The following is a 14306-nucleotide window of genomic DNA, read 5'->3' as shown; positions in this document are numbered from 1 at the left end:
CGGTCATCAGTGCGGCGCGGTCAACAGCAGGGCGGCGCAGTCACCAGTGCGGCGGGCTCAGCCGGCGCGCAGCGCCACCGTCATCGCCTCCACCGCGAGCAGCGGCGCGACATTGCGGTCCAGAGCCTGGCGGCACGCGATGATCGCCTCTATGCGGCGCAGCGTGCGCTCGGGGGTCGAGCCCTGCGCGATGCGGTCGAGTGAGTCCCGTACATCCTCATTGGCGAGGGCGACCCGCGAGCCGAGCTGGAGCGCCAGCACGTCGCGGTAGAACCCGGTCAGGTCGGTCAGCGCCAGGTCGAGGCTGTCCCGCTGCGTACGCGTCGAGCGGCGCTTCTGCCGGTCGGCCAGCTCCTTCATCGCGCCCGCCGTGCCCCGCGGCATCCGGCCGCCGGACACCGCGCCGAGCGCCGCCTTCAGGTCCTCGGTCTCCTTGACGTCGACGTCCTCGGCCACCTGCTTGGCGTCCTCACCTGCCGCGTCGACCAGCTCCTGGGCCGCCTTCAGGCAGCCGCCGATGTCGGCGACCCGGAGCGGAAGCTTCAGGACGACGGCACGGCGGGCCCGGGCTCGCTCGTCGGTGGCGAGGCGGCGGGCACGCCCGATGTGGCCCTGCGTGGCGCGGGCGGCGATCGTGGCGGCCTGGGGGTCGATGCCGTCGCGCCGGATCAGGACGTCGGCGACGGCCTCGACGGACGGCGTGCTGAGCGTGAGGTGGCGGCAGCGGGACCGGATGGTGGGCAGCACGTCCTCCAGGGAGGGCGCACACAGGAGCCAGACCGTGCGGGGCGCGGGCTCCTCGATGGCCTTGAGCAGCACGTTGCCGGCGCCCTCGGTGAGGCGGTCGGCGTCCTCAAGGACGATGACCTGCCAGCGGCCGGTCGCCGGGGAGAGCTGGGCGCGTCTGACGAGGTCGCGGGTCTCCTTCACGCCGATGGAGAGCAGGTCGGTACGGACGACCTCCACGTCGGCGTGCGTACCGACGAGGCTCGTATGACACCCGTCACAGAACCCGCATCCGGGTGCCCCACCGAGCGCCCGGTCCGGGCTGGTGCACTGAAGGGCGGCGGCGAAGGCCCGGGCGGCGGTGGACCGTCCGGAGCCCGGCGGCCCTGTGAAGAGCCAGGCGTGCGTCATCTTCGACGCGGCGGGAGCGAGGGTGGCCCCCGAGCGGTCGGCGACAGCGGTCACGAGCGCGTCGGCGTCACGAGCGGCAGCAGCGAGCTGCGCCTGCACGCGCTCCTGCCCGACCAGGTCGTCCCATACGGCCATGGTGCTACCGCCTTTGCCCGTGCTGTTTGCGTTGAATTGCTGGCTGTCCCCCATTGTGGGACACGCCACTGACAGCGGGCTGGTTTCCCCTGACAGCGGGCCGGTTTCCCCCAGCCCATCCGGGAAGGGGCGGCGAGGGGACCAGCGCCGCAGGCAGGCCGCAAGCAACCCGCACCCCCCAACCGCACCGGCCGACTACCGGCCCCGGCGGCCGCCCCTGCCGCCGCCGTCGTCCTCGTCCGCCTCGCGCCCGCCAAGGAGCTCGTCCGCCAGCGACGGCAAGTCGTCGAGCGGCGTCTCTTCCGCCCAGTCCGACCGGCGCCGCGTACGGGCACCCGCGGCCGGAGGCTGTGCCTCCGGGTCGAACCGGGGCAGTTCGCGCGTACGGTCGTTGCCGTCTTCCGCACCGTCCCGCCCGGCCTGCTCGTCCCGGAAGTAACCCGGCGGCACGCGGTCCGACGGGTCGGCGGGACGCGCATCCCGTACCGGCGGAAGGACGGCCGTCTCATCTGCGGGACCCACGTCCCGCACAGGCGGGAGCACAGCAGTCTCGTCAGCCGACGAGGAAGCAGGCGACGCCCCAGCCTCAGGCGCCACATCCTGCTTCCGCATTTCAACCTGCTTCCGCATATCAATACGCGGCGTCGCCATCGCCTGCGTCACGTCGTCGTCGCGACGAACCACCGGCGTCGGCACCGTCAGCTCGTTGTCCGAAGCAGGCGACGCCGGAGCAACCGGCGCCTCCGAAGACGCCGCAGTCGCCCCAGACGCCCCAGACGCCCCAGACGCATCGGACGCCGCAGACGCGGCCGCAGAAGCCGCAGCCGCCGCCTCCGCCACCCGCCGCGCTTCTTCCGCCCGCAGCAGCGCTTCCTCCGCCTTGCGCTGCTTCTCGCGGCGGCGCTCCTCCGCCTCCGCCCGAAGCCTCGCCTCTTCCGCCGCCTGCCTCCGCAGCCGTTCCTGCTCTGCGGCCCGTGCCTTCGCCTCGGCCTCGCGGCGTACCCGCTCCTCCTCCGCGAGCCTGCGCGCCTCCTCGGCGCGCTGCCGGGCCTCCTCCGCCTGCCGTTCGGCCTCGCGCTGCCGCGCCTCTTCGATCTCGCGGCGCTTGCGCTCCTCCTCCTCGGCACGGAGCTTGGCGAGCTGTTCCTGCCGCTCCCGCTCCAGGCGCTCTTCCTCCGCCTTGCGCGCGGCTTCCTCCTCCGCGCGTCGGCGTGCCTCTTCCTCCGCCGCCTTCCGCGCGTCCTCCTGCGCCTTCACCTCGGCGTCGGAGAGCGGCAGCATCTGGTCCAGACGGTGGCGTACGACCGTGGTGACCGATTCCGGGTCCTGGCCGGCGTCCACCACCAGGTAGCGCCCCGGATCGGCGGCGGCCAGCGTCAGGAAGCCGTGGCGCACCCGCGCGTGGAACTCCGGCGGCTCTGACTCCAGCCGGTCCGGCGCCTCCGTGAAGCGTTCGCGCGCGGTCTCCGGCGAGACGTCGAGCAGCACGGTCAGATGCGGTACGAGTCCGTCCGTCGCCCAGCGCGAGATGCGGGCGATCTCGGTCGGCGACAGGTCTCGGCCGGCGCCCTGGTAGGCCACGGACGAGTCGACGTACCGGTCGGTGATGACGATGGCGCCGCGCTCCAGCGCAGGGCGTACGACGGAATCGACGTGCTCGGCACGGTCGGCGGCGTACAGCAGCGCCTCCGCACGGTTCGAAAGACCCGCACTGGACACGTCCAGCAGGATCGAGCGCAGTCGCTTGCCGATGGGCGTCGCGCCGGGCTCGCGGGTGACGACGACCTCGTGGCCCTTGGCGCGGATCCACTCGGCGATGGCCTCGACCTGGGTCGACTTGCCTGCGCCGTCGCCGCCCTCCATGGCGATGAAGAAACCGGTGGCGGAGGTCGCCTGCTCGGTGTCGCTGCCCCGCAGCGCCTCGCGCAGGTCGCGGCGCAGCGATACGCCCTGCCGGTCGTCCGCCTTGGCCAGAACGAGCGCGGCGACGGGCAGCAGCAGCGCGCCGACGAGCATCAGCGTGAACGCCGCCCCGCCGTGCGCGAAGACGAAGCTGCCGTTGGCCAGGCGGTGCGGGCCGATGGCGGCGGCCAGCAGTGGGGCCACGACTGCGCCGAGGGCCACGTAGACGCGTACGACGGCCTGGAGGTGCTCGGTCGTACGCGCACGCCGGAAGTCCTCGGTCTCCTGGTCGAGCAGCGTGTGGCCGGTATTGGCCGCCACCCCGGCGGCGAAGCCCGCGAGCAACGTGATCATGAGGACGGTCGCCGTGTCGGGCACCAGGCCCATGGCGAGGAGCGCCACGCCGGTTACGGCGATCGCGAGCGAGAGCAGCCGTCGGCGCGACAGGGTCGGCAGCACCTTCCCGGCGCGGCGGATGCCGATCACCGTGCCGCCCGTCAGGGCGAGGAAGAGCAGGGCGAAGGCGGCAGGGCCGCCTCCGAGGTCCTTGGCGTGCAGTACGGCGACAGCCGCAGCGGAGGCGATGGCTCCGGCGACTGCGGCGCAGGCCACGACGAGGAGCCGGATCGCGCCCGTACGCCCCTTGTCGACACCCGTGCCGGTCTTGGGGCGGCGCAGGCCCTCCAGGGGGGAGCGCGCGCGGGGCGTCTGCGCGTCGGGCAGTTCCAGGAAGAAGAGCGTGGATACGGACGCGGAGAAGAGGCCTGCGGCAACGTACGAGCCGAGGGCCGCCTGGTGCTGCGAGAACCAGTCGATGCCCGAGCCGAGCAGATTGCCGACCAACGTGGCCACCAGCAGCACGGCGGCGGCCGCCGGCAGTGCGACGAAGCTCGTACGCAGGGAGAGGCGGCGCAGTGCGTCGAGATGGTCGGGCAGCGGCCGTACCGTCGCGCCCTCCGGGGGCGGGGCGGGCAGCAGCGCGGGGGCGGCGCTCTCCTTGGCGACCGTCCAGAAGCGCTCGGCGACGCCGGCGACGAAGACGGTGATCAGGAGGACCGCCTGAGCCTGGTCCGGGGCCAGGTCTATCCACAGCGGTGCGACGACGAGGAGAGCGAGCCGCAGCCCGTCCGCGCCGATCATCGTCCAGCGGCGGTCGAGCGGCCCGGATGGTGCGGTCAGCGTGGAGACCGGGCCCAGAAGCAGGGCTCCGAAGAGGAAGGTGGCAAGGATCCGAGCCCCGAACACGGCGGCGACCACGAGGGCCGCACCGCGATAACCACCGCCGAACGACCCTTCCGAGATCGCTACCTGAAGCGACAGCAACAGCAGCACGAGAAGGGCGAGGGCATCGCCGATATTGCCGACGAGCTGTGCGCTCCACAACCGCCGGAGCGGAGGAAGGCGCAGCAGGGCCCGTACGGCTCGCTCGCGTGAGTCTGCGGCTAGTGCGTCGGAGGTGGGGCTCACGACCGTTGGCTGCTCGGCTCGCGTCATCCGCCCAGCCTATCCGGACCCCGCTACTCCCCGGAGGCCGCGCCCGAACATACGTCTGCTCCGACGCCGCGTACGGGGAAGCCCCTGGCACCGTAACGGCGCCAGGGGCTTCCCCAATGAGGTGCTTCTACTCGACTGCTCGGCCGGCGACCGCTCGGCTGCTCGGCTACTCGTCGTCCGAGGACGCGGGCTTGGAGGCAGAGGCAGCCGTCGCCTTCTTCGCCGGAGCCTTCTTGGCGGTGGTCTTCTTCGCCGCCGTCGCCGTCGCCGTCTTCTTCGTCGCCGCGGTCTTCTTCGCAGCCGTCGTCTTCTTGGCGGCCGTCTTCTTCGCTGCGGTCTTCTTGGCCGGAGCCTTCTTGGCCGTCTTCTTCGCCGGGCCCTTGGCCCGCTTCTCGGCGAGGAGCTCGTAGCCCCGCTCAGGCGTGATGTCCTCGACGCTGTCGCCGGTCCGCAGCGTCGCGTTGGTCTCGCCGTCCGTGACGTACGGGCCGAAGCGCCCGTCCTTCACGACCACGGGACGCTCGCTCACCGGGTCCGTACCCAGCTCCTTGAGCGGCGGCTTGGCGGCCGCGCGACCCCGCTGCTTGGGCTGGGCGTAGATCGCCAGCGCCTCGTCGAGCGTGATCGAGAAGAGCTGGTCCTCGGTCTCCAGGGAGCGCGAGTCCGTGCCCTTCTTGAGGTACGGGCCGTACCGGCCGTTCTGCGCGGTGATCTCGACGCCCTCGGCGTCGGTGCCGACCACGCGTGGCAGCGACATCAGCTTGAGCGCGTCCGCCAGCGTCACCGTGTCCAGGGACATCGACTTGAAGAGTGAGGCGGTGCGCGGCTTGACCGCGTTCTTGCCGGTCTTCGGGGTGCCCTCGGGAAGGATCTCCGTGACGTACGGCCCGTACCTGCCGTCCTTCGCCACGATCTGGCGGCCCGTCTCGGGGTCCGCACCCAGCTCGAAGTCGCCGCTCGGCTTGGCCAGCAGCTCCTCGGCGTACTCGACGGTCAGCTCGTCGGGCGCCAGGTCGTCGGGCACGTCGGCGCGCTGGTGGCCGTCCGCGTCCTTCTCGCCGCGCTCCACGTACGGGCCGTAGCGGCCGACGCGCAGCACGATGCCCTCGCCGACCGGGAACGACGAAATCTCGCGGGCGTCGATCGCACCGAGGTCGGTGACGAGCTCCTTGAGGCCGCCGAGGTGGTCGCCGTCGCCGTTGCCGGCGTCCGCGGCACCGCCCGCTGCCTCGCCCTCACCGAAGTAGAAGCGCCGCAGCCACGGCACGGCCTGGGCCTCGCCCCGCGCGATGCGGTCGAGGTCGTCCTCCATCCTCGCGGTGAAGTCGTAGTCGACGAGTCGGCCGAAGTGCTTCTCCAGCAGGTTGACCACGGCGAACGACAGGAAGGACGGGACGAGGGCCGTGCCCTTCTTGAAGACATAACCGCGGTCGAGGATCGTGCCGATGATCGAGGCGTACGTCGACGGGCGGCCGATCTCGCGCTCTTCGAGCTCCTTGACCAGCGAGGCCTCGGTGTAGCGGGCCGGCGGCTTGGTCGCGTGCCCGTCGACCGAGATCTCCTGGGCCGAGAGCGCGTCGCCCTGTGCGACCTGGGGGAGCCTGCGCTCGCGGTCGTCGAGCTCTGCGTTCGGGTCGTCGGCGCCTTCGACGTACGCCTTCATGAAGCCGTGGAAGGTGATCGTCTTGCCGGAGGCGGAGAACTCGGCGTCGCGGCCGTCGCTCGCCCGGCCGCCGATCTTCACCGTCACGCTGTTTCCGACGGCGTCCTTCATCTGGGAGGCGACGGTGCGCTTCCAGATCAGCTCGTAGAGACGGAACTGGTCGCCGGTGAGGCCGGTCTCGGCAGGCGTGCGGAAACGATCACCCGACGGGCGAATCGCCTCGTGCGCCTCCTGCGCGTTCTTGACCTTTCCGGCGTACGTGCGCGGCTTGTCCGGCAGGTAGTCGGCGCCGTACAGCTGCGTGACCTGGGCACGGGCCGCCGACACCGCGGTGTCGGAGAGCGTCGTGGAGTCCGTACGCATGTAGGTGATGAAGCCGTTCTCGTACAGCTTCTGGGCGACCTGCATCGTCGCCTTGGCACCGAAGCCCAGCTTGCGCGAGGCCTCCTGCTGCAGCGTCGTCGTACGGAACGGGGCGTACGGCGAGCGGCGGTAGGGCTTGGACTCGACCGAGCGGACGGCGAACGGCGAGTCGGCGAGGGCGGCGGCCAGCGACCGCGCGTTGTCCTCGTCGAGGTGCAGGACGTCGCTCTTCAGTTGTCCCACGGAGTTGAAATCGCGGCCCTGGGCGATGCGCCTGCCGTCGACCGCCGTCAGGCGGGCGACCAGAGAGGACGGGTCGGAGGCGTCACCGGTGCGTCCCGTGGAGAACGTCCCGGTCAGGTCCCAGTACTCAGCAGAACGAAACGCGATGCGCTCGCGTTCCCGAACGACGACAAGACGTGTGGCGACGGACTGGACACGGCCGGCGGACAGCCGGGGCATGACCTTCTTCCACAGGACCGGCGAGACCTCGTAGCCGTAAAGACGGTCGAGGATGCGGCGCGTCTCCTGTGCGTCGACCATGGGCTTGTTGAGGTCGCGCGGATTGGACACGGCCTCGCGGATCGCGTCCTTGGTGATCTCGTGGAAGACCATCCGGTGGACCGGAACCTTGGGCTTCAGGACTTCCAGGAGGTGCCACGCGATGGCTTCGCCCTCGCGGTCCTCATCGGTGGCGAGGAAGAGTTCGTCGGACTCCGCGAGGAGCTCCTTGAGCTTCCTGACCTGCGACTTCTTGTCGGCATTGACGACATAGATGGGCTGGAAGTCGTTCTCTACGTCGACGCCGAGGCGGCGCACCTCACCCGTGTACTTGTCGGGCACCTCGGCGGCGCCGTTCGGGAGGTCGCGGATGTGCCCGACGCTCGCCTCGACGACATAACCAGGGCCCAGGTAGCCCTTGATCGTCTTCGCCTTGGCGGGCGACTCGACGATGACGAGTCGGCGGCCGCCGTGTGCGGTCTCGCTGGTCGGGGACAACTTGGCTCTTCTCTCCGGTCGACACTCAGTGGTCTCTACGTGACGCTGCGGAGTGTGACGGTACAACCCGTCCCCGTGTCAAACGGCAAAAGCCCGCAACGGCCACTCGAACGGTAACCCGACTCCCGGCATTCCTGCCGCCCGGACCGGCCGACCACCTCTGCGGCGCCCCCTCGAAGACCCCGTGTGGATCCCGTGTGGATCTCTTCCGATCAGATCCGGCCGAAACACCACACCCCGAGAAGGAGGAAGGCCGAGCCGAACACAGTCGCCAGCGCGAACGAGATCACGGGGCTCACTCCGTACGCGACCGGCGCCCGGTGCAGCGCACGCGCCCCTGTCCACCACAGCAGCCCGGCGCCGAACAGCGTGAACGCCGTCGCCGCGAAGATCGCTGGCCCGCTTTCCATCCCCGTACCCCTCACCGTTCGGCGCCCCTGGTTCCCCGGACGGTGAGGCTGGCAGCCCGGGAACACCGCCCGGTGACCTGGGCACAAACTGCGGGTGAACGACGCGTGGGTGGTACAGATCGAGCCGCCGCTGCCTACGGTCCGTCCTCGTCCAGCGGCTCCAGGAAGCCCTGTTCGACCAGCATCCGGATCGCCTCGGGCGTACGGTCGCGCAACAGCACCGGGTCCTCGCCCAGAAGTTGGGCGATGGCGTCGAGAATGCGACCCGCGCTGAGCGATCCGTCGGACACCCCGGCGAAGCCCGCGCCGACCGTGTCGACCTTCGTCGCGCGCCGCATGCCGCGGTTCTGGCGCAGCACGACGTACTCCGGGTCTTCCGCGCCGGGCAGCCCGATCTGCTCCTGCACGACCTCGTCGGCGAGCTTGAAACGGCCCGCGAGCAGCGCCGCGTCGTCGTGCGTCCGCAGATAGTCCTGGCGCTCGAAGTGGGCTTGGACGACAGAGCCGAGCGGCTGCTCGACCGGGTGCGGCCACTCCTCGACGGTGATCGAGGGGATGTCGGCGCCGGACTTGCGCAGCGTGATCCAGCCGAAGCCGACGGCCTTCGTCTTGCGGGCCTCGAACTCGTCGAGCCAGGCGTCGTAGAGCGCGGCGTACTCCTCGGGACCGGTGCGGTGGTCGCCGCTGTCGCGCAGCCACAGTTCGGCGTACTGCGTGATGTCCTGCATCTCGCGCTGCACGATCCACGCGTCACATCCGCGCGGCACCCAGGAGCTCACGCGCTCCTGCCACTCCTCGCCTTCGACGTGCTGCCAGTTGACGAGGAATTGCGCATACCCCCCTACGTTCAGCCGCTCCCCCGCTCCTTGAACGAGCGTGCGGCACAGATCGTCCCCGCCCATCCCGCCGTCGCGGTACGTCAGGCGGGCCCCCGGGGAGATGACGAAGGGCGGGTTGGACACGATCAGGTCGAACGTCTCGTCGCCCACCGGTTCGTAGAGCGAGCCTTCGTGCAGCTCGGCCTCGGGTGCCCCGGAGAGCCCGAGGGTCAGCCGGGTGAAGTGCAGGGCGCGCGGGTTGAGGTCGGTCGCGGTGACCCGGGTGGCGTGCTGCGCGGCGTGCAGTGCCTGGATTCCGGAGCCCGTGCCGAGGTCGAGGGCGCTGGAGACAGGCGTACGGACGGTGATTCCGGCGAGCGTCGTGGAGGCGCCGCCGACTCCGAGGACCACGCCCTTGTCGCGGGTTCCCGCGCCGCCGGGGCCGCCGACCGCGCGGCCCAGGTCCGAGACGATGAACCAGTCCTGGCCGGCGTCCCCGCCGTAGGGGCGTACGTCCACAGTGGCCCGTACTCCGTCGGCACCGCCCGCCCCCTCACGCACCAGCCAGCCGTCCGCCAGGCACTGTTCCAGGGGCAGTGCGGCCGCGGCGCGGGCGGGCGCCACGGTCTGCTGGAGCAGGAAGAGCCGGACGAGCGTCTCGAGCGGGCTGTCGCCGCGCGTGGCCCGCAGAGCGGGCACAGTCTCGCTGCGGGCGAGCGCGGCGTACGCGGGCGCGCCGAGCAGCTCGAGCAGCCCGTCGGCGGTGAAGTCGGCGGCGAGGAACGCGTCGCGGAGGCGGGCGGAGCTTTCGGGCGCGGGAAGGCTGGTCGTACTCACCCGGCCATTGTCGCCGCTCCCACTGACAAAAGCCGCGCGGCTCAGGCCCCCACTTTGGGACACCGAGCCGCGCGGAAGGTCCGTACGCGCGCCGTACATGCCCCGTACGCATCCCGTACGTGCGCTGTACGCCCCGCTTGGTTACGCCTTGGGTGTCACCGTCTTGGAAGCGCCCGGCGACGGCTTCTGGCAGCCGGGCTGCTTCGCCATCGCCTCGCCGACCTCGCCGGACTGGAGCTTCTGGAGCGCCTCGTCGCCGCTCTTGCTGATCTTGTCCAGCTCGTCCGCGATGCCCTTCAGACCGTCCGCGAACTTCGCCTGGTCCTTGGTGTTGAGCGCGTCGACCTGCCGCCTCAGACCGGCATACGCCGTGGAGGAGGCGTTGAGCTCCTTGACCGCGTCCTTCTGCGTCGTGTCGCCGCCCTCGACGGGCGGGGCGCCCGCCTTGTCCACGGCGCTGCCCATCGCCTTGTAGGCGTCCGAGATCTGCTGGAAGGCCGCGGAGTCCGTCCTCTGGACGTCGACGGGCTTGCTGTTGTCGGCGGTCTGCTTCTGGATCGAGGCATTGGCGTCGGAAATCTTCTTCAACTGAGGCTGCACCTGGTCGCAGACCGTCTTCGCCCAGTCGTTGACCTTGTCGTCATCGTCGTCGCCACAGCCGGACAAAGTCATTGCCATTGCCAGTACCGCACCGCCGGACAGTGCGGCCGCAAACTTCTTGTTCACCGGATTGGTCCCTTCCAAGGCTCTCGGCCCCGGAACATACACGCCAAGTGGGCGACAACCGCGTGTCGTACGTCCGGTCCATGGGGTATTGAAGCCATTTGCACCAAGGGAGAGACAGCTCACGAAACTGCCCCGGAACAGCAGGCAGCGGGCGGACGCCACGTCAGACTGTGCCGCCCGCCCGCCTTCTGAGCAGGTGTTACGAGTACTACGAGACGACCTTGGTCGCCACCGGTGGTTCCGCGGGCCTGGGCACCGGCCCGGATCCGCCCGCGGAGTTGTCTTCGTCACCCACGGCGATGCCGCGCCGCTTGGACACGTACACCGCGCCGACGATGACGACGATGGCGAGGGTCGCCACCACCGCCCGCACACCGGCATTGGCGTCGGCGCCGTAACTGAACTGCACCACCGCGGGAGCGATGAGCAGCGCCACCAGGTTCATCACTTTCAGCAGTGGGTTGATGGCGGGACCCGCGGTGTCCTTGAACGGGTCGCCGACCGTGTCGCCGATGACGGTCGCGGCATGGGCCTCGCTGCCCTTGCCGCCGTGATGGCCGTCCTCGACGAGCTTCTTGGCGTTGTCCCACGCGCCCCCGGAGTTGGCGAGGAAGACGGCCATCAGCGTGCCGGTGCCGATGGCGCCCGCGAGGAACGAGCCGAGCGCGCCGACGCCGAGCGAGAAGCCGACCGCGATCGGTGTCAGCACGGCGAGCAGACCGGGTGTGGACAGCTCCCGCAGCGCGTCCTTGGTGCAGATGTCGACCACGCGGCCGTACTCCGGCTTCTCGGTGTAGTCCATGATCCCGGGGTGCTCGCGGAACTGCCGCCGCACCTCGAAGACGACTGCGCCCGCCGACCTGGACACCGCGTTGATCGCAAGCCCCGAGAAGAGGAAGACGACCGCGGCGCCCAGCATGAGGCCGACGAGGTTGTTGGGCTGCGAGATGTCCATCTGGAGGCCCAGCTCGCCGATTTTGGCCCCCACCTCGTCGCGCGCCGTCGCGATGGCGTCCTTGTACGAGCCGAAGAGTGCCGCCGCCGCGAGAACCGCGGTGGCGATGGCGATGCCCTTGGTGATGGCCTTGGTGGTGTTGCCGACGGCGTCCAGGTCGGTGAGGACCTGCGCGCCCGCGCCCTCGACGTCGCCGGACATCTCGGCGATGCCCTGGGCATTGTCGGAGACGGGACCGAAGGTGTCCATGGCGACGATGACACCGACGGTGGTGAGCAGACCGGTGCCGGCCAGGGCGACCGCGAAGAGGGCGAGCATGACCGACGTACCGCCGAGCAGGAACGCGCCGTACACGCCGAGGCCGATCAGCAGCGCGGTGTAGACGGCGGATTCCAGGCCGATGGCGATACCGGCGAGTACGACGGTGGCCGGTCCTGTCAGCGAGGACTTGCCGATGTCCCTGACGGGGCGTCGGGTGGTCTCGGTGAAGTATCCGGTCAGCTGCTGGATCAGAGCGGCGAGGACGATGCCGATGGCGACGGCGACGAGCGCCAGCACCCTCGGATCACCCTCGTGCCCCTTGACGACGGCGTCCGTTACGCCGTCCAGGTCGGCGTACGAGGACGGCAGATAGGCGAAGACCGCCACCGCCACCAGGACCAGCGAGACCGCCGCGGAGATGAAGAAGCCGCGGTTGATGGCCGTCATTCCGCTGCGGTCGGCGCGCCGCGGGGCGACCGCGAAGATACCGATCATCGCGGTGACCACGCCGATCGCCGGGACGATCAGCGGAAAGGCCAGTCCGGCGTCCCCGAACGCGACCTTGCCGAGGATGAGCGCGGCCACGAGCGTGACGGCGTACGACTCGAACAGGTCGGCGGCCATGCCCGCGCAGTCGCCGACGTTGTCTCCCACGTTGTCGGCGATGGTTGCCGCGTTGCGCGGATCGTCCTCGGGGATGCCCTGTTCGACCTTGCCGACGAGGTCGGCTCCGACGTCGGCGGCCTTGGTGAAGATGCCGCCGCCGACTCGCATGAACATCGCGATGAGCGCTGCGCCGAGTCCGAATCCCTCCAGGACCTTGGGCGCGTCGGCCGCGTAGACGAGAACGACGCAGGAGGCACCGAGCAGGCCGAGGCCCACCGTGAACATGCCGACCACGCCACCCGTACGGAAAGCGATCTTCATCGCTTTATGAGAGACGGCCGTAAGATCCTTTTCCGGCTCGCCCTCGGCTGGTGTCGCTTCACGCGCGGCGGCTGCCACGCGCACATTGCTGCGTACGGCAAGACGCATGCCGATGTAACCGGTCGCCGCCGAGAAAAGCGCGCCGACCAGGAAAAACACCGAACGTCCCGCACGCTGCGACCAGTTGTCCGCCGGCAGCAGCAAGAGCAGGAAGAACACCACGACGGCAAAAACGCCGAGCGTGCGCAACTGACGGGCAAGATAGGCATTTGCGCCTTCCTGCACCGCCGCCGCGATCTCTTTCATCTTCTCGGTGCCTTCGCCGGCCGCCAGCACCTGACGTACCAGCAGCTGGGCGACGACCAGCGCCGCCAGTGCCACTGCGGCGATGGCGATCACGATGAGCCGGTTCCCGTCGGTGAGTTCCGCCGCGAGAGTTGAGGGGTGGTCCAGACGATCTGAGGTGAAAAGCCCCGCCATTCGTCCTCCTTGACGCTCAGAGCTCAAGATGTGGACGGATTGTAGGGAGCGGAACCTGATCAAAACAGAGTGCCGCAAACGGAATTGTCCTTCGGTTGCCACTCAGCAAATGATCACGTTCCGCCAATCCCCTCAAAAGCGGTAATGGGGCAAACGCATTGACGATTACGTAATGATCTAGCGTAAAGATCAAGAAAAATACGAAAGGCCCTGCTCAGCAGGGCCTCACGGAGGGATCCGATCCCGAAGGACCGGAAAAGGATCACGGAAGGGTCAGGGGAGCTCGGTCTCCGGTGTCGTCGGCCAGCTCATGCGGATGACACCGCCGGATTCACCGGCGATGACCTCCACGTCGTCGACGAGGCCACTGATGACGGCCAGCCCCATCTCGTCCTCACCGTCGGCATCGGCGTCGGAGTCCGCGCCGGGAACCTCGGAGTCCGCGGAACCGCGAACCCCGGGAGCCGCCCCGGACACCCCGTCCCCGACCTCGATGGAGAACGACTTCTCCTCCTCGGTCAGCACGACCCGGACCGGATCCGATATGCCGTGGTTGCGGTGGAGTCCCACCGCACGGGAGCACGCTTCGCCGACCGCGAGTCGGACTTCGTCCAGCACCGCCTCGTCGACCCCGGCCCGACGCGCCACGGCGGCCGCCACCAGGCGGGCCGTCCTGACGTGCTCGGGCTGGGCGCTGAAGCGGAGTTCAACGGTGGCCATGCGTCCCCCTCGGACGTACGAGCGTGCTTCTCAGAGGCCCGGGCCAATGGCCCGGTGCCCCTGATCTTTCTTCCAGTCTCCCGGAAGCCGTCAGTCGGTGGCCGCGACGGCTTCGTCGACCGAGGTGTGAATGGGGAACACCTTGGTCAGCCCGGTAATTCGGAAGATCTTGAGAATGCGCTCCTGGTTGCAGACCAGACGCAGCGAGCCCTCATGGGCCCGGACACGCTTGAGTCCACCCACGAGCACGCCGAGGCCGGTGGAGTCGAGGAAGTCCACGCCCTCCATGTCGACAACCAGGTGGTAGCTGCCGTCGTTCACCAACTCGACCAACTGCTCGCGCAGCTTGGGCGCGGTATACACATCAATCTCGCCACCGACCTCGACGACCGTACGGTCGCCACCAGGCCCGGAAACATTGCGAGTCGACAGGGACAGGTCCACGGATCCTCCAGCACCTTGCTATCGAGCGGCCGCCC

9 protein-coding genes are annotated in these 14306 nt (G+C 69.8%); all 9 read right to left on the bottom strand.

Annotated features, from left to right (window positions below):
• Positions 1-57: 57 nt before the first annotated feature.
• Complete coding sequence (locus PXH83_RS16235; RefSeq protein WP_274561065.1) at positions 58-1272, bottom strand: DNA polymerase III subunit delta'; 1215 nt, start codon at positions 1270-1272, stop codon at positions 58-60.
• Positions 1273-1467: 195 nt separating this feature from the next.
• Positions 1468-4668: a dTMP kinase gene (tmk, locus tag PXH83_RS16230; protein WP_274561062.1), complete on the bottom strand. Its 3201-nt coding sequence runs from the start codon at positions 4666-4668 to the stop codon at positions 1468-1470.
• A gap of 166 nt (positions 4669-4834) precedes the next feature.
• Complete coding sequence (topA, locus tag PXH83_RS16225) at positions 4835-7693, bottom strand: type I DNA topoisomerase (protein ID WP_274561060.1); 2859 nt, start codon at positions 7691-7693, stop codon at positions 4835-4837.
• 212 nt (positions 7694-7905) lie between these two features.
• Positions 7906-8103 (bottom strand): hypothetical protein, encoded by a 198-nt coding sequence (locus PXH83_RS16220; protein ID WP_274561058.1) that lies wholly within the window; start codon positions 8101-8103, stop codon positions 7906-7908.
• Positions 8104-8237: 134 nt separating this feature from the next.
• Complete coding sequence (locus PXH83_RS16215) at positions 8238-9758, bottom strand: DUF7059 domain-containing protein (RefSeq protein ID WP_274561056.1); 1521 nt, start codon at positions 9756-9758, stop codon at positions 8238-8240.
• A gap of 141 nt (positions 9759-9899) precedes the next feature.
• On the bottom strand, positions 9900-10484 hold the full coding sequence (locus PXH83_RS16210; protein WP_274561054.1) for a small secreted protein: 585 nt from the start codon (positions 10482-10484) through the stop codon (positions 9900-9902).
• Between the two features lie 208 nt (positions 10485-10692).
• On the bottom strand, positions 10693-13107 hold the full coding sequence (locus tag PXH83_RS16205) for a sodium-translocating pyrophosphatase (protein WP_274561052.1): 2415 nt from the start codon (positions 13105-13107) through the stop codon (positions 10693-10695).
• Between the two features lie 273 nt (positions 13108-13380).
• A complete protein-coding gene (locus tag PXH83_RS16200; protein WP_274561051.1) occupies positions 13381-13827 on the bottom strand; it encodes an ATP-binding protein in 447 nt (148 codons plus the stop codon).
• A gap of 90 nt (positions 13828-13917) precedes the next feature.
• Positions 13918-14271, bottom strand: a complete 354-nt coding sequence (bldG, locus tag PXH83_RS16195; RefSeq protein WP_093799810.1) for an anti-sigma factor antagonist BldG — start codon at positions 14269-14271, stop codon at positions 13918-13920.
• Positions 14272-14306: the final 35 nt, after the last annotated feature.

The organism is Streptomyces spiramyceticus, assembly GCF_028807635.1.
Classification (GTDB): domain Bacteria; phylum Actinomycetota; class Actinomycetes; order Streptomycetales; family Streptomycetaceae; genus Streptomyces; species Streptomyces spiramyceticus.
This window is presented reverse-complemented; position numbering and strand designations above follow the sequence as displayed.